This is a genomic window from Massilia sp. BGA-UO-ETr-WB1, assembly GCF_059567845.1.
On the sequence record NZ_JCAQOT010000013.1, the window covers coordinates 452,371 to 473,060 of the forward strand.

Below are 20,690 nucleotides of genomic sequence, written 5' to 3' on the forward strand. Positions count from 1 at the left end.
TAGATTAGCAGTCGAAAATCAATCTCCTATTCACCCCGTGAAGCAGGGGTGGGTGGCGCCGCTGGCCGTCAGGTGGCGGCCACCCCACAGTGTCGGCCTGCTTCACGCACATTTCAACCACGCGTAATAGCCGCTGGCGGAGACTTCCAACAAGCGGCACATGGTATGCGCCGGATAGATGGCCTGGTTCGCGTTTACGAATGCCTATCCTGTTTGGGCAGCGGCCACCCTCAGGGCGGCATCTGGCAAGGACTTCACTTCACATCTCCATTATTAGCCGTGACGGTGCCCTGCAGGCTGAGGGCCAGCAGCCCACCGCCGCGCTTGGGCACCACGCCGTTCAATGGCGGCAAGGGCGCTGCGTTGATCGACACGAACCGCCCGTCGCGATCGCCAAGCACGGCACCGGCTTGGTTCGCGAGCACCAGCGAGCCGTCCGGCTGCAAGGCGGAGCCGGTGATCGAGGCCGGCATCGGCACCGACCTGGGTCCAGTTCGCGCCGGTGTCGACAGAACGCCGGATATTGCCGCGCAAGCCGGCCAGGACAATCTCGCCGCAGGAAAACAGCTCCGCAGTAAAAAAGCTGCCACGGTACGGTGTGACCAGCGCGGCGAAGCGCTTGCCGGTGTCGGCGGACAGCCTTACCAAGCCCTGCTCGCCAGCCACCAGGATGCGGTCGCCGTGGCGGCGGATTGCATGCAGATGCATCGCTTTAGTGTTGTCGAGGAGGTCCATCCATGCGATCCAAGTCTGCCCCATCGGCGGTGGCAAACGCGAGCCCGTAGGCACCCACGGCAACGGCGTGCAGCGGATCGAGCATTAGCACGTCGAGCAACGGCTTATCGGGGCCGTGGGTCACCAGGCGCTCGGCATTACGCAGGGCCGGCTCGTCGCCGCGGCCCTTGGGCGCGGCGAGCGCAAGTAGTGCGATGCGCCGGCCGTCGAGGCGGCGCGCCCATGTCTCACCGCCGTCGGCAGTGGTGAGCACGGTGCCGCCATGGCCAACCGCGTCACCATGTCTGGCGTCGTAAAAACGCACCGCGGTGAGAGTCACGCTCACCGCGGTAGGCGCCTGGCGCCAGCGCACGCGCCGGCATCGTCCGAGCGATGCCGCGCTCGCCGACTGCAACGAGGCGGCTGCCCAGCTGCGCCGCACCGAGCAGAACCGATCGCGCTGCATGCCGTGATATCACTGCCGGCCGGTCACAGGCATCGCCCACCGGCGTCGCGTCGGCGGCCGCTGCCGCCATCAGCACCAAGGCTATCGCCGGTTGCCGCCACGCCCGCAAGCCGAAGCTGAAAGAGCAAAATTCATGATGAACTCCATCCATACCGGCCCCGGATCATGGGATACCGCGTGATCGTCACCGTACGCCCTCGCCCGCCAGCGCATCGGGGGTGTACACGCTGTCCTCATAGCGCGGCATGACGACGTAGTGGGACGCTTTGTTGTTGTACAGGCCCGCCGCGAAGGCCGTTCCAGACAGCAGATCGTTAAATCCGAAGGCGTATATCGCGACCCCCGGGAGTTCGGGAGCGACGAGGGTCTGCGCCCACATCGTTTTCCACAACTGACCCTTTGCGTCCCACCGATCGCCCAGCACGCAGACCCAGCTGTCCTCGTCGCAGTAGTAACGGCTCTTGTGAGCCTGGTGGCGCTGCCCCTGGCGCAGCGTCGCCTCGACCACCCACACGCGGTGCAGCTCCCAGCGCGCGTGGTCGGGCTTGAGGTGATGTGCCGACATCACCTCCGCATCGGTCTTGGGCTGAAGCAGGCGGTTGCCGTTGTAGGGGATGTACATCTCCTGCTTACCAACGAGCTTCCAGTCGAAGCGATCAAGCCGGCCGCTGAAGGTCTCGACCTCGTCGAAGCTCATTACCCCGGCCGTGGTCGGCGACGGCGTGTCGCAGCAGCCGTTGGGCAGCTTCCTCACGCGGCGCTGGCCGGTGAGATACACCCATGTCTGATCCTTGTTTGCGTCGAGTTGCCAGCGGGCCACGATCGCCTCGCCTGCACGGATCGACGGTGCGGTGATTACTGCGCGTCCCAGCCAGTATTCGGTACTCTTGGCGAACTGCTCGGGCGTGCTGTCCTGGAAGTAGTATGGCATCTGGATTTCGTATTTGATATCGCTCACCAGGACTGCCTTGCCGTCGGCCGTCAACAGATATTGATTGCCCAGACTCTTCACCGAGGTGCCGCGCCAGCGCAGCAAATGGTTCGACATCACCTCGGCGCCCGACTTCGGGATTGGGAAGGGGATGCCACCGTAGGCGCCTTCGACGAAGTCGCCATTCATCCTGGCGCGCACGGCGTTCTTAAAGGTATTGTCATAGACCCACTGTGGTGCCGCAGCAGTGCGGTGGGTCTTGTAGACGTCGACCCGGAAACTGTCCGGATACTTCTGCAGCATCGCCTTGGTACCCGCAGTGAGCTTATCGACGTACTGATCCATGTTCTTCGCGGTAATCGAGAACAGCGGCTTCTCGTCCTTGAACGGATCGCCGCGGCGCCCGCCCGGCTTGTCGCCGGGAATCGGCGTGGTATAGCCGCCGGTCCATGCGGGAATGCTACCCTCCTTGTTGCCCGCCTTCTCGGCACCCAAGGGAGTGAGCCCGCTCTTGAGCTTCGCGGCTTCCTCGGCCGGGACCGCCGCGAGCGCCAGCTGGCCGACTGCGAGCTGCGCGACCAGCAGTGGGGTTGCAAATCGGTTCATGTCTTTTCTCCTGTGATTAGAACGTCCGGTGGACCGATAGCGAGACGAAATCGCGGTCCTTGAGCGTTTGCTTGTACGAGCCGTGGTTGGCGGCATCGAGGAAGGTGCCCTCGGGGCCAAGGAAATGCGAATAGTTGAGACTAAACTGCCAGACGTCGAGATAGCTCCCCTTCAGGCCCACGCTCACGTCGCCGACATGGTTGCCGTTGAAGGCGCCGACCACCGAGGAGTTGCCGATGCCGTAGCCCACGCCCACTGGCACCGAGAGATCGAGGCCGGGCAATAGCTGACGGTATCTCGGCTCATAGCTCATGCGGATATTGAGCGCGTCGCGGTCGGCGTTGGGATTGAGCGCGCCACCGTTCCTGGTGATGCCAGTGCGGCGGTTCCAGGCGATTTCGCCGAGGAAGTCGGCCTCGCGCGAGACGAACGAGGGGCCGAGCGTAGCGAGCCACGAGACCTGCGCGTGCAGGGAGTTGCCGACGGCGTAAAGCGAACGCTTGTCGTTGTCGGCGGTGCCGGTCAAATCGACCTGCGCGTCGCTTGCCAACGGGGTGTTGCGGCGGACCGAAACTTCACCGGCAACGTTGAAATCGCCAAAGGTGTGACTGAAGCTTCCCCCGAAAGCACGAATATTCTCCGGATAAACCCATAAATATTCGCCAACCTGTCCGCGCACCGGATTGACCGCGCCCGGCCTCACGTAGAGCTGCGGCGACTTGTCGTTGAAGCGGAGCGCATAGAAGCCATAATCGGTCTCGCCGCTCCGCAAGCGCATCTGCACCCCGCCCTGCCCCGAATTCTTCGCCTCGATATCGCCGCTATGGAAGAACGCCGCGTTCCCTCCGCCTGGGACCAGCGGCCCACCAGCGATCAGGCGTTCGCCGCCCTGATCGAGAAGATCGATATTGGAAAAGTAGCTGCCGGCCTCGGGCAGCCGGTGTTTCTCCCAACGCCACTGATAGTAAGCGCCGATCGAGATGTTGGGATTGATCTGTACCTGGCCGGAGGCCTGCGGCGTGGGACGGATCAGTTCCTTGAACTGGGTGTTGGGCACCGAGAGGGCCTTAGCCACATCGATTGGCGCCTGTCCGCCGGCAATGCCATTGGCGCCAAAGAACAAGCTCTCGCCCCACAGCAGCGTGTGCCGGCCGACGCGGAACGTCGCCTTCGATGAGCCGAGATTGATCTTTCCGAACACGAAGGCATCAAGCAGTTCAGCCTTACGCCCGTGCAGCTTCTCGGTCGCGGTCGTGAATTCGTTGAAGGGCACGGAGAACGCGTTCGCGGTCCCGGGCGAATTGTTGTCGTTGGGACGGTTGTATATCGTGTCGTACCACGCCGCGCCGGAAACTCGGGCACCGAAGCCCTGATAAGTGACATCAAGTTCGGAGAACAGGTCGACGCGATTGGAAATCACTCCCCGGTCGAAGTTGCGGTCACCATCGTCCTGATTGACCGAAGCGGTGAGCTTGTCGGAAGCCTTCTTCACTCGCCATGCGGCACTGTATTTGACGGTGTTGTCCCAGCGTAGCTTGACGTCAGGGTTGCCGGCGTCGATCTCGAACGCTTGGGCGCCAGTCGCCAGCATTGCCATGATCGCGAAGGCCGGCGGGCGCAGGCCTGTGTTTCGTTTCATGTTTTCGGTTCCTTTTCTTACGGAGTTGTAATCATCGGCATCAGAAAGCGTTCCCATGAGCAATCCTGATGAGTACCAGATTACGGGCTGCAGCCACGCGGCGTTAGCCAAATTTGGCACCGGATAGGGCTGAGCATTGCGAACGCCATCCACCGGCGGGGCTGATTCTCTGGGCGTCAGCCCGGCACTCGCGCCATGCCCTCGCCGATGACGCGGGCGAATTCCTTGGAAGCGTCCAGGAAGGCCGCGGAGAGCGCTCTTTCGTCGATGAAGGTCGACACGCCGCCCTCGACCAAGACGCGCCCGTCGACGGCCACCATGTTGATATCGCTGGATCCCCCCATGACGAGGAAGCTGTTCAAAGGCCGCCGCATACCGACGTAGCGCCAGTCGTCGATCGGCACCGTGAAGAAGTCAGCCTTCTTGCCTGCAGTCAGAGAACCGATCTCAGCCGACCATCTCAGCGCCTCGGCTCCTTTCATGGTCGCCATCGAAAGCGCCCGCATTGGTGTGATGATGGATGGGTCTCCCGCCATCTCGTTGCAGGCCAGCCATGCCATTCGCATTGACTCCGGCATGTTGCCAACCGGGACTGCGTCGCCGTCGGAACTGAGGGATACCGGCGCGTTCGATTCGAGGAAGCGCAGAATTTGCCGGGTTGCTGTGATGGGCGACTCACCGGTGGTTCCATATCTCTGTGGAGAGTACGTCAGGTGGACACCAGCATTCACCAGCCACTCGAACTCATCACCATCGGCGAATGCGGTGTGTGCCGAGATCAGCCGCGGAGACAGCAGCCCCAGCCGATGCAGACGCTCTACCGCGCGGACACCGAAGTACTTGCGGCACCCCGCCGACTCATTGGCCGCTGTAGCGAGATGGAAGCCCCATGGGGTGTCGTACTTTCGCGCGAGCTCGGCAGCACCCCGCAACAGTTCGTCGCTCGCGTTCGGCCCCCAGAGCACGGAGGGCATCGCTCGCAACCGGCCGGATTCGTGATCGTTGTACCTGGCAAGCACACGCTCCGTGTCTGCAAGTATCGCGTCGGGTATCGCGGGTCCGCATAAAGGTGCTTTCGGTGGGGGCGCACTCCCCATCGACTCCGTAGACGGAGACGATTCCGCGAATGCCGGTGTCGAGCACGGCCTGTGCGAGCACGTCCGGCAGGTTCACCGACCCGAAATCGGCCACGCAGGTCGTACCGGACCGCAACTGCGTCGCGAACGCCTGGACCGCGGCGATCCGGGCGAACTCCGGCGGCATTGCTTTCACCAGGTCGAACAGGCCGTTGAACTGCAGCGTCACGGCCTCGACGTTCATACCGTTGGCCATGTCACCGGGCACGGTGTCGGCGTCATCGGGATCCATGCCCAGCCCTTGCAAGGCGCGCAAGATTCCCGCTTCGTGCCAGTGGTTGTTGACCAGTCCTGGCATTACCATCGTGCCGGACGCATCGATATGGCGGCTACGACCCCTTGGTTCTCCTAAGGACGCTTCCACCGCATCGACCTCTGCACGGGTGCCAACGGCGGTGATGAGCGAGCGTTCGATCAACAAGGAGCCTTCCGGGATGACAGGACGTTCGGGGTCGGCGGTGTAAATGAACGCTCCGTCGAGGCGGAGGCGATCGTAGACGTCGGGAAGCGGCGAGACGATGGAGCCAAGATCAAGATGTACGGGCATGGCAGTGCCTTTCAGGGCGAGAAGGAGCAGAGGAGTTCCCTGCTGCTGGAAAAGGTTGAATGTTGCTGGGAGCAGGCGCACGCGCCGATCACGCGCAGGAAGGCATAACTGACGCAGTGCATGGAGAGCCCGGAAAACTTCCGGAGCCCAATACAGTCATGGCCTGGCTTCGTTCAGACAGGGTCCGCCATCCATTGTTCAGGGATGCCCGCCGCGCGGCTGTGCATTTCTGTCGCCACAACCCGAACCGCCGCCGCGAACATTGCAGGACGCGCCACGGACTCCAAGTGAATTCCGGGGAACTCGCCCCACGATGCTCCGATCCGCTGAGCAATCACGGCGGCAGTCCGGGCGTAATAAGCACCACGGCTCTCAGCACCTGCGGCAAGCATGATCGGGAAGGTCGCGGCCTTGAGCGCAGGCTCGTCCGGAACGAAGCTGCCAATGGCGTTCCACTCCACCGCAAAGATGTGCTCCACGTTGCCCATGAATCGCTGCATCAGTTCCTCTGGCCATTCATAGCTGCCCTCCCCCCGTACCGTCTGGACGAACTGCATGACGGCGGCCATGGCGCCATCCTTCTTGTAAAGCTCGGTGATCGAGGCGAAGAAACTCTGCCAATGATCAGCATCAGGGAGCACACTCACGGCAGGCGGCTCATGCGCGATGAGCCCTGCCACCACCTCCGGATGCTGCGCAGCCAGCGTCAGGGCGATGCTTGCGCCAGCGCTGCAACCGCACACCAGGGACCGGCCGCCTGCGAGCGCGTCGATGAGCGCCCGAGCGTCGGACGCCTGCTGGGCGAAGGTCATCGGCACGGAGACACGGCCGGTACTGCGGGAGTTGCCCCGCCGATCGTAGGTAATGACGGTGAAGGCATCTGCAAGCTCCTTGGACGCATCCTCGTAAAAACCGGCATCGCCCCCGGCACCGCTGATCATCAGCAGCGCCGGTCCGCTGCCCCGCACCTCGTAATACAGGTCCGCACCATCAACTTGTAGCAGGCCGTTGTGCATGTCATTGCTCCTTCCTTGTGAATGAAGGATCCCATGTTACGAACAATGGCCGTTGGCGGTTAGCCGAAATTGGCATCGGCTGTTCAAATCTGGCCAGCAGCATCGGAGAAATGCGTGCTCGCGCTCGGCGAGAAACCCGAAGGAATTGCGACGACGATGTGGACGTTCGAGGAAGTTCGCGATACGGATCAGGAAAACAGCGTAGCGGATAATTCTGACCACTTCGGAATCGGCTTGCGCGCCGAGAGCCAGGGAGATGCGAAGTCCTCACAGGCCTGATGCGAACCTATCCTGCAAGTGCATGGCGCAGGGTCTCCGAAGGCAGTTCCTTGTACATCTTTTTGTACTCCGCACTGAAGCGGCTGAAATGCCAGAAGCCCCAACGCGCAATGACATCCTGCACCTGCACCGGCTTGTCGCCGGCATTGGCCAGATCGCGGTGTGCGCCGTTGAGCCGGAGCAGCCGCAAATAGGCGACTGGATTGATATTCAGTACATCCTGGAAGCCGTACTGCAATGCACGTCGGGAGACGCCGAGCGCTCGACAGACATCAATGATCTGCAACGGCTGGTCGATATTTGCGAGCGCGAATTCGCGAGCCCGCCGGACAAGTTGCGTATGACTGAACTCCCTATAGGCAGCTGGAGGCGGGACCAGGTTGTCGAGCATCAAGGGCGCCAGTATCTCCATCGCCGTCTGTCTTGCCGCAGCGCGCGCCTGGGGATAAGCGAGCAGGCTCGGTTCGGTGCGACTGCCTTCAAGCAGTCCTGTGAAAGCCTGAATTGCCAGGGCCGCGCGGGCTGGATCATTGATCAGCAGCATCCCGCGCTTTAGCCAATCGTGTAGCGATGCATGCTCAACGGTCTGCAAATAGTCGGCAGCAACGTCGCGAGAAATAGCCACCGTCAATAACTTTATCGGTGACAGGAGTGAGTTGAACTCAGTCTCGCCTCGAAATGCCGCGATGTCATAGCACCAACGCTGTCCATTGATCCTGCCTTCGTGCTCGATCCTGCACGGTATGGCAAATACCAGGGAATTGGGCCATGCCGCGCCGAATTGATTGGTCGTCCGATTCGCAGCTGCAGTGTAAATCTGCACGCCGTCAAGCTGCACTTCCTGCGCCTCCCACGCGTACGTCCCAGCAGACAGCTGCGTGAATTCCACGTCCCAGCCGTCGAATGAGGGCCAGGAGCGGTGTGTCGGCTGAACGCTGTTTGCAGCGTTGCCTTCTGTTTGTTGGTTCATATCACTGTCTCCTTCTTCCTTGCACTCGGACTGGCGGTGCCAGAACGCATCAAGTGCAGGCTCGTCTAAGCGAGATTTGTTCCAGGATTCTGCAGCCCAATCGACTTAAATTGCAATCCTTTTTCTGGATGCCCGCGCCAATCCAGTGCATGACAGCTTGGGATAGGCCCGTTCATGGTGCGCTGCAGAACAGTCCCGGAACAACGCACCTTGCCGGTCTCTACGGCGTGGCCGATCTGTTCGGCTGGTGCGCATACCGAGAATCGCGCCGGTGGGAACAATTGAGCGCGATTGAACGTTCGCAAGGCAAATGTGTCTGAGTTGCCTGATGTAAAAAAAAAGGCCGTCCGCGAACGGACGACCGAAGCAAGCCGCCGGCGGCGGAAAAGGAGACAGCGGAGCAGTTCCGCCGGCAGCGTAGGAAAAGAAGTTAGCCTTTCACGATCTTGATCGTTTGGATCGACGTGTATTCTTCGAGACCGTAGCGCCCGAACTCAACCCCTAGCCCTGATTGCTTGACCCCGCCGAAAGGCGCATCTGGCTGCACCGCGCCGTGCTCGTTCACCCAGGCCGTGCCGCACTCCAGGCGCAACGCCAGCTCCTTGGCACGAGCCAGGTCGCCCGACCAGATCGAGCCACCCAAGCCGTTGGGGTTACGGTTGGCACGCGCGATCACTTCGTCGACATCGGAATAGCGGATCACCGGCAGGGCCGGTCCGAACTGCTCCAGATCGACCAACGGCATGCCGTCCCGTGCATCGGCGACGATCGTGGGCGCGAAAAAGAAGCCCTTGCCCGGCCGCATGTGTCCGCCAGCCACGATGCGCGCCCCGCGCTCGCGGGCATCCTCCACCAAGTCGCGGACGATGGCGCGCTGGCGGGCGTTCTGAAGCGGTCCAAGCTGGGTGGCCTCGGCAAGCCCATCGCCCACCACGGCCTCCCCGGCGAGCCGGGCGAGCTCGGCGCACAGCGGCTCATAGATGCTTTCGTGCACGTAGAGGCGCTTAAGGCAGGCGCAGGTTTGGCCGTTGTTGTGGAAGGCGGCGCCGAAGAGGCGCGGTGCGATCGCCTTGGGGTCGACATCCGCCAGGACGATGCCGGCGTCGTTACCGCCGAGTTCCAGAGTGAGGCGCTTGAAGTTGCCGGCAGCCTTCTCCATGACCCGCCTACCGGTCGGAGTGGAACCGGTAAACACGATCTTGTCGATGTCCGGATGCGCAGCGATCGTGGCGCCTACCTCACCGTCACCGGTGACAACGTTGAGCACGCCGGGGGGCAGGATGGCGTTGGCGAGCTGGGCGAAGCGTAGTGTTGCCACCGGGGTGTACTCGGAAGGCTTCAACACCACCGTGTTGCCCGCACGCAGAGCCGGCATGACGTGCCAGATGGCGATCATCAGCGGCCAGTTCCAAGGGGTGATGGAACCAACCACACCGAGCGGCTTGCGGTGCACCTCCACGCGCGCCTCGTCGTTGTTCTGGATTACCTCGACTGGCAAATCCAGGGCCGCAGTGGCACGCGTCCATGCGATCGCCCCTCCGATCTCCATACTCGAGCCCACCCCGTTGAGCCCGGTGAGCGGCTTGCCGCTCTCCTTGGTCACCAGTTCCATCAGCTCGGGCATATGGGTTTCCAGCGCGTCGGCCAGGCGATGCAGTGCCTGCTTGCGTTCGGCGTCAAGTGTGCGGCTCCATGCTGGAAAGGCGACGCGCGCCGCAGCAACGGCCAGGTTCACGTGAGACGGATCGCCTAGCGTCACGCAGGCGAACACTTCTTCGGTGGCCGGATTAACCACGTCCAGGGTCTGCTCGCCGCGCACAGGGTGGCCGTTAATGAGCATGTCGAATTTCAGCATATCTCTCTCCATTGTCGATGGTGGTTGTTCAGTGCCCATGTCCATCGGCGCCGGGCCTGCCGGCGCACGAGAACGACACTGTTCCTGGGGCATAGGCCAGCGCCAACCCAGTCTTTCGTTTCATGTTCTCTATCCCTGAATATCGGCTTCGGACTAAACCGTCCGCTTTTGTCGCTGCGACTGCAGACGAGGTGAAAGTTCAGCCCGGCTCATCGCTAGCCCATGTTCCAGATGTCGATATGCCATCGCCATACACCGTCCTCCTGCTTCCACACGATCACATACCTCGCTACCACATTGGTCCCGTCGGCCAAGGTCGCAGTCGTCTGGCCGATCTCATGCGCCCGGTCGCCATACAGCTCCAGTTCCAGCGTCGAGACTTTTACTCGCCTTATTCCCATCTGCTGTGCTGCGGTCTCCCAGAAAGCGGCCAGATTCTCTCGCCCCATGAGCATCGGCCCTCCCGGTGGCAGGAGCCACGCGTCCTTCGTGTAGACCTCACGGGCGGCACGCGCCGGATCGCCAGCGTTGAACGCCTCCTCGAACCTCCGTATTGTTGCCGCCACCCCTTCATGGATGGGTGGGGGTGTTGATTCAGTCATGGTGCTGTTCCTATAGTGTTGGTGGACATTTTGCGTTCGCCGGGGCCGCCAGAATGCGCTGCCAGGCTTACCGGCCTCGTGGCGCCCGCCCTGCCCATGCAGTCGACGGAGGCACCTATGCAATCTCGATGGTTAGGTTACGCATGCTGGACGGCAGGCGTTAGCCAAAATTGGCACTGTCTGCGCCGGCAGGGACGCGGCACGCAACGTCACCATGTCAAGCTGCCGAAAGGCTGTTTGAAAAGCGAGCAAAGACGAAATCTTCAAGCTATATCAAGAGCACGGTGTGGCCCACCATGAGGCGATTGTGATTTGTTCTGGCATGCGAATTGAGTGCGCGCCGGACCCGTCCAGGCGAATTGAACCGCGAAGAGCGGGCTTGGCCGGCACCAGGCGCAGCGCCCTATTTTGCTGTGAGCAGCCCTTGAAATATCAAATCCAAATAATCGCGCCAAAAGTGATCCGATGCGCCGGATGCCGCGCGAGAAACGTTGTCCGCACCGACCACGGTTTCCCGGACAATAATCGGCGCCAGCACTATGTGCGACAGAAGATGAGCGTCGAACGCCCGGAATGCGCCTTGCTCTATTCCCCGCGAGATGACACCCTCAAGCAAAACGAGGCATCGCTGGCGCAGCTCTCGGCCATGGGCATTGACCGGGTTCGAGTGGTCAAACGCGTCGGAAACAGCCAGACGAAAAATTCCCGGCGTGGCTTCGGCATCGAGCACACGAGACCAGTAAAGCAGCAATTCATGCAACAGGTCCGGCGCGGCCTTTTCCGATTGCTCAACCAGCCGCTCGCATTGCTCCAGTACAGGCACCACATTTTCCTGGAAGACCATCTGGAACAATTCCTCCTTATTCTTGAAATACCGGTAGATCAAGCCCTTCGAGACTTTGGCCTTTGCCGCGATTTCATCCATGCGCGTTGCGATCACTCCTTTTTCCGAGAATAGAGTCGTGGCCGCCTCTATCAACTCGCGAGGGCGCTGCGCCTTTCGTCGGCTGGCGCGCGGGAAGCGAACGGGCAGTTTGATATTTTTCGGAACACCCATACTCGACATCATCCAGTGGTTGAACAACTAATCCGCGCTCTCAAGCGCGGAAATGATGCCGGCGGCGAGCGCGCTCTGGCGATGGAACCCCCGCGTGATCTTGCCGACCACCTCCACCCGGTTCCTGGCCCCGGCCTGGATGTCATCCATCGCGCACTGGGCGCTCAGGCTGGCCTCGCGGCCGGCACCGACGGTATGGGCGGCCTCGCCCATCGCCGCCTGGGCTTCGCCCGAGGTGCGCTTGATATCGGCGGCGATGCCACCGATTTGCTCGCTCGCCCGCTTGACCTGCTCGGCGAGTCTCCTCACCTCGCCAGCGACCACCATGAAGCCACGGCCACTTTGTCCCGCGCGAGCGGCCTCGATCGCGGCGTTGAGCGAAAGCAAGTTGGTCTGGTCGGAGATTTTTTTGATGGTCGCGACAATGTCCGCAATCCGGCCGGAGTGTAGCTCCAGCGTGCCGAGGTCGTCCTGGGCGCGGCGGATGCGCTCGCCCAGGCTTTCAACATGCGTCGCGACACTGCTCATCAGTTCGCCCCCCTCCATCACTCGGGTGCCGCCGGCGGCGGCGAGCGCGTTCGCCGCCGCCATATCGGCGATGCCCCGCTCGATGCAGACCAGCAGTTCGGCGGCGGCGCGGCGCGCCTCGCCGTATTCGCGCGGCGCCGGGGCGTCCGTGTCCCGCGGGGCGGGCGCAACGGTCTGGGCGCCCTCCCTGCGCCGTCCGCCGCCTTCGCCGCGCATGTGGCGCGGATCCGTTTCCACTGCGGCGTGCGCTTGCGCGGCGATCGCGCGCCGCCGCGCCCGCCAGGCGCCTAACAGCGCCGTCAGCACCGCGCCGCTTAGGGCGCCGGCGAATATCAAGGCCACACACATAGCGGAACTCCCTTGCTCATCCGTTGTTGAGGAAATGCGTCGCGCGCCGTCCTGCCGCTTGCGCGCGCCTCTTCACGCTTGCCCTTCCTCGACCAGCGCCCGGGGGCGGCCGGCGCCGGCGGCCGGCACGCCCGATACGGCCTCGGCCTCGGGCTGCCGTGGTGGCTTCAACAGGAAATGAGCGAGCGCGGGGAGCAGGACGAGGGCGCCAAGCATGTTCCACAGGAACATGAAAGCTAACAGCAAGCCCATGTCCGCCTGAAACTTGATCGGGCTGGCGACCCAGGTGAGCACGCCGATCGCCAGCGTCATCCCGGTGAGCATCACCACCTTGCCGGTGAAGAGCAGCGCCCGGTAATAGGATTCCGACAGGCTCTTGCCCTCGCGCATCTGGTTCAGCGTCACCGACAGGATGTAAAGCGCATAGTCGATGCCGATGCCGACCCCCAGCGCGATGACCGGTAGGGTGGCCACCTTTACACCCATGCCCAGGGCCACCATCAGAGCCTCGGCCAGCACCGAGGTCAACACCAACGGCAGTACCGCCACCAGGACCGCGCGCCAGGAGCGGAAGGCGACGAAGGCGAGCAGCACGATCGCGCCGTAGACCAGGAACAGCATCCGGCGCCAAGCGTCCTTGACCACGATATTGGTGGCCGTCTCGATCCCGGCGCTGCCGGCGGCGAGGAGGAACTTGACCTCCCCGGTGTCGTTCTCCCTGGCGAAGGCTTCGATGTGGCCGACCACCCGTTCCAGGGTCTCGGCCTTGTGATCGCGCAGGTAGATGTACATCGTGAGCAGGCTGCAGGATTCGTTGTACAGCCCGCGCGGCGCACCGGCCGTGACCGCGTTGAGCATGTCCTGGTTGGGCAGGAACTCGTACCACTTGGGGTTGCCTTCGTTCAGGCCTGCGAGCACGCGACGGTTGAGCAAGGCCAGCGTGCCCGTCGATTCAACCCCCTCCAGCTGACGCAACTGCCACTCCAGCGCGTCCACCTTGTTGAGCGTGGTGTACTGCGCGCACTGGTCCTCGGGCGTCTTCACCATCACCGCCAGCACGTCGCTCGACGCGCCGTAAGCGGCGTTCATGAAGGCGACATCGCGGTTGTAGCGGCTGTCGGGCCGCAGCTCGGGAGCGCCCGGATCGAGGTCGCCGATCTTCAGCTGGGTGCTCGCCAGGAAACCGCCGCCTCCCAGGGCGGCGCAGGTCACAAGCGCGGCCGTTGCCCAGCCGCGCCGCGTGAAGCGGTCGAGGAAGGCCCACACCGGATGCTTGTCGGCGCCGGCGGCATCGGCCACCTCGTCACGGAGACTTCGCTCGGCGGCCGCGGCGTTCACCCCGGTGTAGGAAAGCAGGATGGGCAACAGGATCAGATTGGTGAAGATCAGCACGGCCACGCCGATCGAGGCGGCGATGGCCAACTCTCGGATGACCTGGATGTCGATCACCAGCAGCACGGCGAAACCGACGGCGTCGGCGAGCAGCGCGGTCAGGCCGGCCAGGAAGAGCCGCCGGAAAGTGAAACGCGCCGCGACCAGCTTGTCCACGCCGCGGCCGATATCCTGCATGATGCCGTTCATCTTCTGCGCGCCATGGCTCATGCCGATGGCGAACACCAGGAAGGGCACCAGGATGGAATACGGGTCGAGCGCGTAACCGAGCGTGGGCAGCAGGCCCAGCTGCCAGACCACCGCCACCATCGACGCCGTGACCACCAACAGCGTCGAGCGCGCGCAACGCGTATACCAGAACACCGTGGCGGTGGCGATGGCCACGGCCAGCGCGAAGAACACAAGCACCGCGCGTACGCCGTCGATCAGGTCGCCGACGATCTGCGCGAAACCGGTGACGTGGACTGCCACGCCCTTGGCCTCGTATTTCGCGCGCAGGGCCGCGAGCCGCTCGGCGAAGACGGCGTAGTCGAGCGGCCGGCCGGCGGCGTCCCACTGCAGCAGCGGCACGTAAATCACCGTCGACTTGGAGTCGAGGGCGACGATCTGGCCGATCTCGCCCGAGCGCGCTATGTTGGCTCGCAATTTTTCCAGGGACGCGGAGGAACCGTCATAGCCATCCGGGATCACAGGTCCCCCCTCCAGCCCCTCCTCGGTCACGCCTACCCAGCGGGTCGAAGGCGTCCACAGCGACTTCATTTTCACCCGGTCGACTGCGGGCAGCAGAAAGACCTCGTCCGACAGCCGGCGCAGCGTGTCCAGGTAGGCCGCGTCGTAGATTTCGCCCCTGGGGTTTTCCACCGCCAGCCGGACCGCGTTGCCCAGGCCCGTGATCTCGCCCTGGTAGCGCAGGAAGTTCTGGATATATGGGTGGTGGGTGGGAATGGTCTTCTCGAAGCTCGCGTTGAACTCGAGCCTGGTGGCCTGCCATCCGAGTAACCCGGTCAGCATGGCGCACAGGAGCACCACGACGGCGCGGTGATTGAACAACGCTCGTTCAAGCAGGGATCCGGACCGCGGATCGAAGCCGGTGCCCGGCGCGCGCTTGAGATCAGGCTTCATTTGGCACCTCCGATGCGCACCGTCATGGTGCCCCGCACGCCCAGCGCGAGCAGTCCGCCATCCCTGAGCGGCAATATGCCGCTCAGGGATGGCATGGGTTCGACATTGAGCGGGGCGAGTTGGTCTCCGCGCCCCGCGAACACCGCGCCGGCCTGATCGACCAGAACCAGGGAGCCGTCGGCGCGCAAGGCGGAGCCGGTGATCGACGCGGCCATGGGCATGGGCAGCTGGCTCCAGTTAGCGCCGGCATCGATGGAGCGCCAGACGTTCCCGCGCAGGCCCGCAGCAACGATCTCCTCATCCGCAGGCAACTCGGCCGTAAAGAAGCTGCCGCGATACGGCGCGGCGACCGAGCTGAAACGTTGCCCGCCGTCGTTGGATAAACGCAGCAGGCCCTGCTCGCCGGCCACGAGAACGCGCTGGCCGCTGGCCCGGATCGCGTAGAGATGCAGGCCCTTGGGATTGGCCAGCCGCCGCATCCACGAGGTCCAGGTCAGGCCGCCGTCGGCGGTGGCGAAAGCCAGGCCATACGCGCCCACCGCGATGGCCTGCCGCGGGCCGAGCACCAGCACATCGAGGAAAGGCTTGTCGGCGCCGTCGGCGACCAGGCGCTCGGCGTCCGCCAGCGCCGCCGCATCTCCACCCTCCCGAGCCGCAGCGAGCGCCAGCTGGGCCGCCCGGCGGCCATCAAGGCGGCGCTCCCAGCTTGCGCCGCCGTCGCTGGTGGCCAGCACTGTGCCGCCATGGCCCACCGCATAGCCATGGGTGGCGTCGGCAAAGCGCACCGCAGTGAGCGCCACGCTCACCGGGCTGGGCGCTTGGCGCCACTTGGCGCCACCATCGTCCGACAGCACCACGATGCCGCGCTCCCCCACCGCGACCACACGGCCGCCCGCCTGTGCTGCACCGAGCAGGACTGCGCGTGCGGCGCGCGCCGACATCAGCGCCGGCCGGTCAATGGCATCGCCCACCGGCGCGGCGCCTGCGGTCGTCACACCCGCGAGCAGCATCGCCGCCGTCGCAGTCCTCCACCCCGCGCCAGTCGTATACGAAATAACAAAGTTCATCAATATTCTCCAGTTTCCGTTCGCGCCGGACGGCGCGCAATGCGCGTCACCCTACGCCCTCGCCCGCTATGGCGTCGGGCGTGAATGTCCCCCTCGTCATAGCGCGGCTTGATGATGTATTGGGCCTGCTTGCTGTTCAACAAACAGCCCACGAAGGCCGAACCCGACAGCAAATCGTTGAACCCGAAACCGTTCAGGACCAGACCCGGGGGCTCGGGGGCGACGAAGGTGTTGGCGTAGATGGTCTTCCACAGCTGTGCCTGCGCATCCCAGCGGTCGCCCAGCACGCAGATCCAGCTGCCCTCGTCGCAGTAGTAGCGGCTCTTCGGCGCCTGATGGCGCTGCCCCTGCCACAGCGTGGCCTCGACCAACCAAACCCGGCGCAATTCCCAGCGCATGCGATCGGGATTGTCGTGGTGCGCGGACAGCATCTCCGCGTCGGTATTGGGTTGCAGCGCCCGGTTGCCGTTGTAAGGAATGAAGCGTTCCTTTTTGCCCACCAGTTTCCAGTCGAAACGGTCGAGCCGGCCCCTCCATGTCTCGATCTCGTCGAAACTCACCACGCCCACCATCGTCAGCGACGGGGTATCGCAGCACCCGTTGGGCAGCTTGCGCACGCGGCGCTGGCCGGAGAAAGACCCACGCCTGTTCCTTGCTCGCGTCGAACTGCGAGCGGCCCACGCTGCGGGCCGCAACCCTGCCTTTCGTTTCATCTCCCTATTCCTCCGTTGATGGGTTGTTTTATGGTCGGAAGCGGCTGCCCCCGGTTCCGGACGCCATAGCGTCGTTGAGCGACTGCGGCGATCCTGATGACTGTCAGGTTACAAGCCGCGGCGCCGTCGGCGTTAGCCGAAATTGGCACCGCGATCACGCCGCGGCCCGCCCCTCCGCACGGGCGAAAAAAAGCCGCCCGCGAACGGACGGCCAAGGCAACGCCGACGATGGAGGAGACACGGAAAACGCCGCCGGCGGTTCAGAAAGGCGCTAGCCCTTCATGATCTTGAGCGTCTGGATCGAGGTGTACTGCTGCAGGCCGTGGCGTCCGAACTCCCCCCGGCCTGGAGCGCTTGACGCCGCCGAAGGGGGCGTTGGACTCGCGGTAGGGAAGCACCGGCAGGGCCGCCCCAATTGCTCCTCCACCAGCGGCATGCCGTCCCGGGCATCGGCGACGATCATGTTGCGGTTCAGCATCGCTGTCTCCTTTGCTTGCTGGCCGCGCTGACCACTAGGCGGCCCGGCTCGCATAGAAGCCCTGCAGCTGAACCTCGCTCTCCGGCGTGCATGATCCGCCATCGACCACGATGCTCTGCCCGGTGACATAGACCGCCTCGTCGCTAGCCAGGTAGAGCATCGCGTGGGCGATATCGTGCGGATGGCCGAGGCGCCCAAGGGGAACCTGCTCGGCCATTTGCGCCTGCTCCTCGGCGCTGACCAGCCTGTCCATCGCCTGGGTGCGGATGTAGCCCGGCTCGACCGCGTTGACGGTGATGCCGTCGCGCGCGTATTCGAGGGAGGCCGCCCGGATGAAGCCGTTCAGCCCGGCCTTGCTGGCGGCGTAGTGCGCCAGCATCGGCATCGCCACCCGCGGCCCGGTGACCGACGAGGTGAACAGCAGACGCCCGCCTCCGCGCTTGCGCATCGACGGCGTCACGGCCTTGGCCAGCCAGAAGGCGGCCTTCAGGTTGACCGCTAGCGTTTCATCGAGCTCCGCCTCGGTGAGCGCGTCGATGGTGGCCATCGGAAAGACCCCGGCGTTGTGCACCAGCACATCGATCGCGCCGAACTCGCCCAGCACCGTTTCGATCAGGCACGCGGCGCCCTCGGCGGTGCCGATGTCAGCTTGCAGCCAGCGCGCGCGGCCGCCGGTCCGCTCGATATCGGCGGCGACCCGCGCGCCATTGGCGGCGTTGCGCGCTGCCACCACCACATGGGCGCCGGCCCGGGCGAACACCTCGGCGATCCCCTGGCCTATGCCCTGGCTCGCCCCCGTCACCACCGCAACCTTGCCTTCCAAACTAAACATACATTCCTCCAGTTGTTAAAGAATCGCTTTGCCCCGGCGCGCGGGGCGCGTTGTCAAAGCGCACCGTGCCCGAACAATCCACGCCGTTGAACCAGCTCACCCACCCCATGGCCGCCAGGGCCACCAGTCCCAGGACCGCGCCGGCGTACAGATCGACCACGCCGGCTAACGCCGGCTCCGGCGAAACGTGGAATAGGCAATACACCATCGCTGCGATTCCGAACCATTGTGGCCAAGGCAGCCAGCGACTGTGGTAGGGGCGCGCCAGGCCGGGATGGCGGCGGCGCAGTACGATCACGTCCAGGTGCGCGACGATGTAGGCCAGCAGCCAGGCCGTGGCCCCGCACAGGATCCAGGAGCGGCGGATGAAGTGGTGCGGCTCTCCCACCGGGGTGCCCCGCGTTTTGAGTAAGCACGGCCCCTCTGCGGATGAGCGTGCGGTGGGATGATACTGTCATGGCTTGACCTCTTGAGTGTGTTGGTCTGCGGGCCCGGCGGATGGCCGCCGGGCACTGACCTTAGGCGGGGTGAGTGCAGTGCGCGCCGCAGACATGGGCGCCCGCCCGGCCCGGCGCCGCGGAGCGCGCACGCGGTGTCACCCGCTCGGGCGGCAGTTCGGCATCGTCCAGGCGGCGGAAGACGCCGGCGTCGAAGACATCCCTTCCGCCCAGTACGGTCCTCAGCACCTGCGTGCCAGGCAACTCATCGATTCCGCATGTCAGCGGATTGCGGTCGACGATGGCCAGGTCGGCTTTGTAACCCGGCTTGAGCGCGCCGATCCCCTCCCACTGCATCAGCTTCGCGTTGTTGATGGTCCAACCATCGAGTGCCTGCTGCCTGCCAATGGCATAGCCCGGTCCGTTGTGCCGGTGGCCGGAGCCGGCGAACTCGCCGGTTTCCGCCAGCGCCAGATGCTCGAACGGACTGGCGGGTCCCCAGTCGCTGCCCAATCCAATGTTGGCGCCGGACGCAAAAATCTTGCCAAACGGCGAGAGCTCCTTGAGCGCCTGCTCGCCCATGCGTTGGCGGTACATATCGCCCTTGCCGAAGCAGAAACTCGCGGTGCCGCTGAAGTGGAATTGCAGCTCCGCGTAGCGCTTGATCGTGGCGTCGTCGATGAAGATGTTGTGCTGCATGATCCACTGCCTGGCGCCCACGTCCCAGTCGGCCAGGAACGGCGCGAGGTTCTCGAGGAAGCGCCGGTGATCCCGGCCGCTGGTGGGCATGAGGTTCAAACGCAGATCGTTGCGCAGACAGTACTCGATGGTCTCGCGTTCGATGGCTCGGGAAATGAACGAGGTGCCGCGCGTCGGACGCCCAAACGGGTCGCTATAAGTCCGGTCGGTCGGCATGTGGCCGGTGGAGGCGGGTCCGCCGACCCCGAGCGTCAAGCCGTTGACGCGGAACATGGGATCCACGGTCTGCGTCAAGCTCGCCGCCAGTGCGAATTTGGCCCGTATCCCGTCGTCGGTCAGCCCCATGCCGAAATCGAACGCGAGCGGCGCCGCCTCCAGCGCCGTCAGCACGCGCATGCTCAGGCGGCCCGCATCCCGCACGCGCTGGTAGCCAGCGATGTGCTCCGGATTCATCGCGTGCCCCTCATAGGCTGCCGTGACGCCGCGCTGCGCCGCCGTCACCTGGCCAGCCAGCGCGCCGGCGTACCACAGGTCGTCGCTCGGACGCATCACCTGCGCCAGTACGCGCGTCAGCCAGAAGCGGCTGCTGTTGTAGTAATTGGTCACATAGCCACTGAAGATACCTGTCGGCTCGCCATGCGCGTCCTTCTCGACGAACACGTCGTCGATGAAATCCGGCAGCTCGCGTGTGAACCCCAGCATCTGGAGCGCCTTCGAATTCATGGCGCAGACGTTGGGCAAGGTCGGCGCGTAGGCCTGGATCCAGACGGGATGGTCCGGCGCGGCGGCATCCAGCTCCTGGCGGTTCGGCAGGCGCCCCTCGGACAGGTCGCGCCAGGAACGGCGGATGAAATAATGCGGCTCGCCCACGGGCGTGGTGACGATCCATTCGCCGCGCGGGGTAACGGCGGCCCGTTCGCGGATGCGCGCCCGGATCTCGTCGTGGTCACGGGCATCGTACAGCTTGACGCAGGCCACGTCGAAGCTACCGTAGTGCAAGAAATGCGGGTGGTTGTCGATCAGGCCTGGCATCACGCAGGCGCCGTCCACGTCCAGCGCGCGGGCCGACGCACCGGCCAAGGCCTTCATGTCCGCCAGCGAGCCGGTCGCCAGCACCGTGTCGCCCTCGAGCACGAGCGCGTCGTGGATCTCCCGATGCTCGTTTTGAGTCAGCACCTGCCCGCCGAAGACGAGGGTACGGCCATTCCGTTCAGTCATTGCCTATTCCTTTCAAAGTGTCGCGCGTTTCATGCGCC

19 protein-coding genes and 1 pseudogene are annotated in these 20,690 nt (G+C 64.1%); 1 reads left to right on the forward strand and 19 read right to left on the reverse strand.

What is annotated here, in order from left to right:
• Nucleotides 1-273: 273 nt before the first annotated feature.
• The 7 genes and pseudogenes from AC56DV_RS03360 to AC56DV_RS03390 all read right to left on the reverse strand — a co-directional run bounded on the left by AC56DV_RS03360 (nucleotide 274) and on the right by AC56DV_RS03390 (nucleotide 7,055).
• Nucleotides 274-735, reverse strand: a complete 462-nt coding sequence (locus AC56DV_RS03360; protein ID WP_496312884.1) for a WD40/YVTN/BNR-like repeat-containing protein — start codon at nucleotides 733-735, stop codon at nucleotides 274-276.
• Nucleotides 713-1,180, reverse strand: coding sequence for a WD40/YVTN/BNR-like repeat-containing protein (locus tag AC56DV_RS03365; protein WP_496312885.1), 468 nt, complete (start codon nucleotides 1,178-1,180; stop codon nucleotides 713-715). The genes AC56DV_RS03360 and AC56DV_RS03365 overlap by 23 nt, the downstream gene beginning before the upstream one ends.
• A gap of 184 nt (nucleotides 1,181-1,364) precedes the next feature.
• Nucleotides 1,365-2,717, reverse strand: coding sequence for a DUF1329 domain-containing protein (locus tag AC56DV_RS03370; RefSeq protein ID WP_496312886.1), 1,353 nt, complete (start codon nucleotides 2,715-2,717; stop codon nucleotides 1,365-1,367).
• A gap of 16 nt (nucleotides 2,718-2,733) precedes the next feature.
• Nucleotides 2,734-4,356 carry a DUF1302 domain-containing protein gene (locus tag AC56DV_RS03375; RefSeq protein ID WP_496312887.1) on the reverse strand — a complete coding sequence of 541 codons (1,623 nt, stop codon included), beginning with the start codon at nucleotides 4,354-4,356 and terminating at the stop codon, nucleotides 2,734-2,736.
• Nucleotides 4,357-4,532: 176 nt separating this feature from the next.
• Nucleotides 4,533-5,453, reverse strand: a complete 921-nt coding sequence (locus AC56DV_RS03380) for an amidohydrolase family protein (protein WP_496312888.1) — start codon at nucleotides 5,451-5,453, stop codon at nucleotides 4,533-4,535.
• Nucleotides 5,431-6,039 (reverse strand): annotated as a pseudogene (locus tag AC56DV_RS03385) (amidohydrolase family protein); the annotation flags it as partial. The pseudogene AC56DV_RS03385 and the gene AC56DV_RS03380, both read right to left, overlap by 23 nt.
• A 173-nt stretch (nucleotides 6,040-6,212) precedes the next feature.
• Complete coding sequence (locus AC56DV_RS03390; RefSeq protein ID WP_496312889.1) at nucleotides 6,213-7,055, reverse strand: alpha/beta fold hydrolase; 843 nt, start codon at nucleotides 7,053-7,055, stop codon at nucleotides 6,213-6,215.
• Between the two features lie 114 nt (nucleotides 7,056-7,169).
• Here AC56DV_RS03390 and AC56DV_RS03395 point away from each other — a divergent pair, with 114 nt between their 5' ends.
• The gene (locus AC56DV_RS03395; protein WP_496312890.1) at nucleotides 7,170-7,334 is read left to right on the forward strand and encodes a hypothetical protein; all 165 of its coding nucleotides are present in this window, start codon (nucleotides 7,170-7,172) and stop codon (nucleotides 7,332-7,334) included.
• Nucleotides 7,335-7,341: 7 nt separating this feature from the next.
• Here the strand turns inward: AC56DV_RS03395 and AC56DV_RS03400 are convergent, their stop codons facing one another.
• From AC56DV_RS03400 to AC56DV_RS03455, 12 genes are all read right to left on the reverse strand, one after another.
• Nucleotides 7,342-8,304, reverse strand: coding sequence for a helix-turn-helix domain-containing protein (locus AC56DV_RS03400; RefSeq protein WP_496312891.1), 963 nt, complete (start codon nucleotides 8,302-8,304; stop codon nucleotides 7,342-7,344).
• 430 nt (nucleotides 8,305-8,734) lie between these two features.
• Nucleotides 8,735-10,159 carry an aldehyde dehydrogenase family protein gene (locus tag AC56DV_RS03405; RefSeq protein ID WP_496312892.1) on the reverse strand — a complete coding sequence of 475 codons (1,425 nt, stop codon included), beginning with the start codon at nucleotides 10,157-10,159 and terminating at the stop codon, nucleotides 8,735-8,737.
• Between the two features lie 215 nt (nucleotides 10,160-10,374).
• A complete protein-coding gene (locus tag AC56DV_RS03410; protein WP_496312893.1) occupies nucleotides 10,375-10,761 on the reverse strand; it encodes a YybH family protein in 387 nt (128 codons plus the stop codon).
• Between the two features lie 403 nt (nucleotides 10,762-11,164).
• Nucleotides 11,165-11,818 carry a TetR/AcrR family transcriptional regulator gene (locus tag AC56DV_RS03415; RefSeq protein WP_496312894.1) on the reverse strand — a complete coding sequence of 218 codons (654 nt, stop codon included), beginning with the start codon at nucleotides 11,816-11,818 and terminating at the stop codon, nucleotides 11,165-11,167.
• Nucleotides 11,819-11,845: 27 nt separating this feature from the next.
• Nucleotides 11,846-12,694, reverse strand: a complete 849-nt coding sequence (locus AC56DV_RS03420; RefSeq protein WP_496312895.1) for a methyl-accepting chemotaxis protein — start codon at nucleotides 12,692-12,694, stop codon at nucleotides 11,846-11,848.
• A gap of 72 nt (nucleotides 12,695-12,766) precedes the next feature.
• Nucleotides 12,767-15,208, reverse strand: a complete 2,442-nt coding sequence (locus tag AC56DV_RS03425) for an efflux RND transporter permease subunit (RefSeq protein WP_496312896.1) — start codon at nucleotides 15,206-15,208, stop codon at nucleotides 12,767-12,769.
• The gene (locus tag AC56DV_RS03430) at nucleotides 15,205-16,275 is read right to left on the reverse strand and encodes a WD40/YVTN/BNR-like repeat-containing protein (RefSeq protein ID WP_496312897.1); all 1,071 of its coding nucleotides are present in this window, start codon (nucleotides 16,273-16,275) and stop codon (nucleotides 15,205-15,207) included. The genes AC56DV_RS03425 and AC56DV_RS03430 overlap by 4 nt, the downstream gene beginning before the upstream one ends.
• The gene (locus AC56DV_RS03435; protein ID WP_496312898.1) at nucleotides 16,275-16,988 is read right to left on the reverse strand and encodes a DUF1329 domain-containing protein; all 714 of its coding nucleotides are present in this window, start codon (nucleotides 16,986-16,988) and stop codon (nucleotides 16,275-16,277) included. The genes AC56DV_RS03430 and AC56DV_RS03435 overlap by 1 nt, the downstream gene beginning before the upstream one ends.
• 271 nt (nucleotides 16,989-17,259) lie before the next feature.
• Complete coding sequence (locus tag AC56DV_RS03440; RefSeq protein WP_496312899.1) at nucleotides 17,260-17,466, reverse strand: hypothetical protein; 207 nt, start codon at nucleotides 17,464-17,466, stop codon at nucleotides 17,260-17,262.
• A 34-nt stretch (nucleotides 17,467-17,500) separates the two neighbouring features.
• Nucleotides 17,501-18,298, reverse strand: coding sequence for an SDR family oxidoreductase (locus AC56DV_RS03445; RefSeq protein ID WP_496312900.1), 798 nt, complete (start codon nucleotides 18,296-18,298; stop codon nucleotides 17,501-17,503).
• Nucleotides 18,291-18,686 (reverse strand): hypothetical protein, encoded by a 396-nt coding sequence (locus tag AC56DV_RS03450; protein ID WP_496312901.1) that lies wholly within the window; start codon nucleotides 18,684-18,686, stop codon nucleotides 18,291-18,293. The genes AC56DV_RS03445 and AC56DV_RS03450 overlap by 8 nt, the downstream gene beginning before the upstream one ends.
• A gap of 130 nt (nucleotides 18,687-18,816) precedes the next feature.
• A complete protein-coding gene (locus AC56DV_RS03455; RefSeq protein ID WP_496312902.1) occupies nucleotides 18,817-20,652 on the reverse strand; it encodes an amidohydrolase in 1,836 nt (611 codons plus the stop codon).
• Nucleotides 20,653-20,690: the final 38 nt, after the last annotated feature.

Coding starts and splice junctions, on each gene's coding strand:
- AC56DV_RS03380 (WP_496312888.1), bottom strand. CDS start 5,453: ATGGGGAGTGCGCCCCCACCGAAAGCACCTTTATGCGGACCCGCGATA.
- AC56DV_RS03455 (WP_496312902.1), bottom strand. CDS start 20,652: ATGACTGAACGGAATGGCCGTACCCTCGTCTTCGGCGGGCAGGTGCTG.
- AC56DV_RS03360 (WP_496312884.1), bottom strand. CDS start 735: ATGGACCTCCTCGACAACACTAAAGCGATGCATCTGCATGCAATCCGC.
- AC56DV_RS03440 (WP_496312899.1), bottom strand. CDS start 17,466: ATGCTGAACCGCAACATGATCGTCGCCGATGCCCGGGACGGCATGCCG.
- AC56DV_RS03415 (WP_496312894.1), bottom strand. CDS start 11,818: ATGGGTGTTCCGAAAAATATCAAACTGCCCGTTCGCTTCCCGCGCGCC.
- AC56DV_RS03405 (WP_496312892.1), bottom strand. CDS start 10,159: ATGCTGAAATTCGACATGCTCATTAACGGCCACCCTGTGCGCGGCGAG.
- AC56DV_RS03375 (WP_496312887.1), bottom strand. CDS start 4,356: ATGAAACGAAACACAGGCCTGCGCCCGCCGGCCTTCGCGATCATGGCA.
- AC56DV_RS03430 (WP_496312897.1), bottom strand. CDS start 16,275: ATGAACTTTGTTATTTCGTATACGACTGGCGCGGGGTGGAGGACTGCG.
- AC56DV_RS03445 (WP_496312900.1), bottom strand. CDS start 18,298: ATGTTTAGTTTGGAAGGCAAGGTTGCGGTGGTGACGGGGGCGAGCCAG.
- AC56DV_RS03390 (WP_496312889.1), bottom strand. CDS start 7,055: ATGCACAACGGCCTGCTACAAGTTGATGGTGCGGACCTGTATTACGAG.
- AC56DV_RS03425 (WP_496312896.1), bottom strand. CDS start 15,208: ATGAAGCCTGATCTCAAGCGCGCGCCGGGCACCGGCTTCGATCCGCGG.
- AC56DV_RS03370 (WP_496312886.1), bottom strand. CDS start 2,717: ATGAACCGATTTGCAACCCCACTGCTGGTCGCGCAGCTCGCAGTCGGC.
- AC56DV_RS03420 (WP_496312895.1), bottom strand. CDS start 12,694: ATGTGTGTGGCCTTGATATTCGCCGGCGCCCTAAGCGGCGCGGTGCTG.
- AC56DV_RS03435 (WP_496312898.1), bottom strand. CDS start 16,988: ATGAAACGAAAGGCAGGGTTGCGGCCCGCAGCGTGGGCCGCTCGCAGT.
- AC56DV_RS03400 (WP_496312891.1), bottom strand. CDS start 8,304: ATGAACCAACAAACAGAAGGCAACGCTGCAAACAGCGTTCAGCCGACA.
- AC56DV_RS03365 (WP_496312885.1), bottom strand. CDS start 1,180: ATGCAGCGCGATCGGTTCTGCTCGGTGCGGCGCAGCTGGGCAGCCGCC.
- AC56DV_RS03410 (WP_496312893.1), bottom strand. CDS start 10,761: ATGACTGAATCAACACCCCCACCCATCCATGAAGGGGTGGCGGCAACA.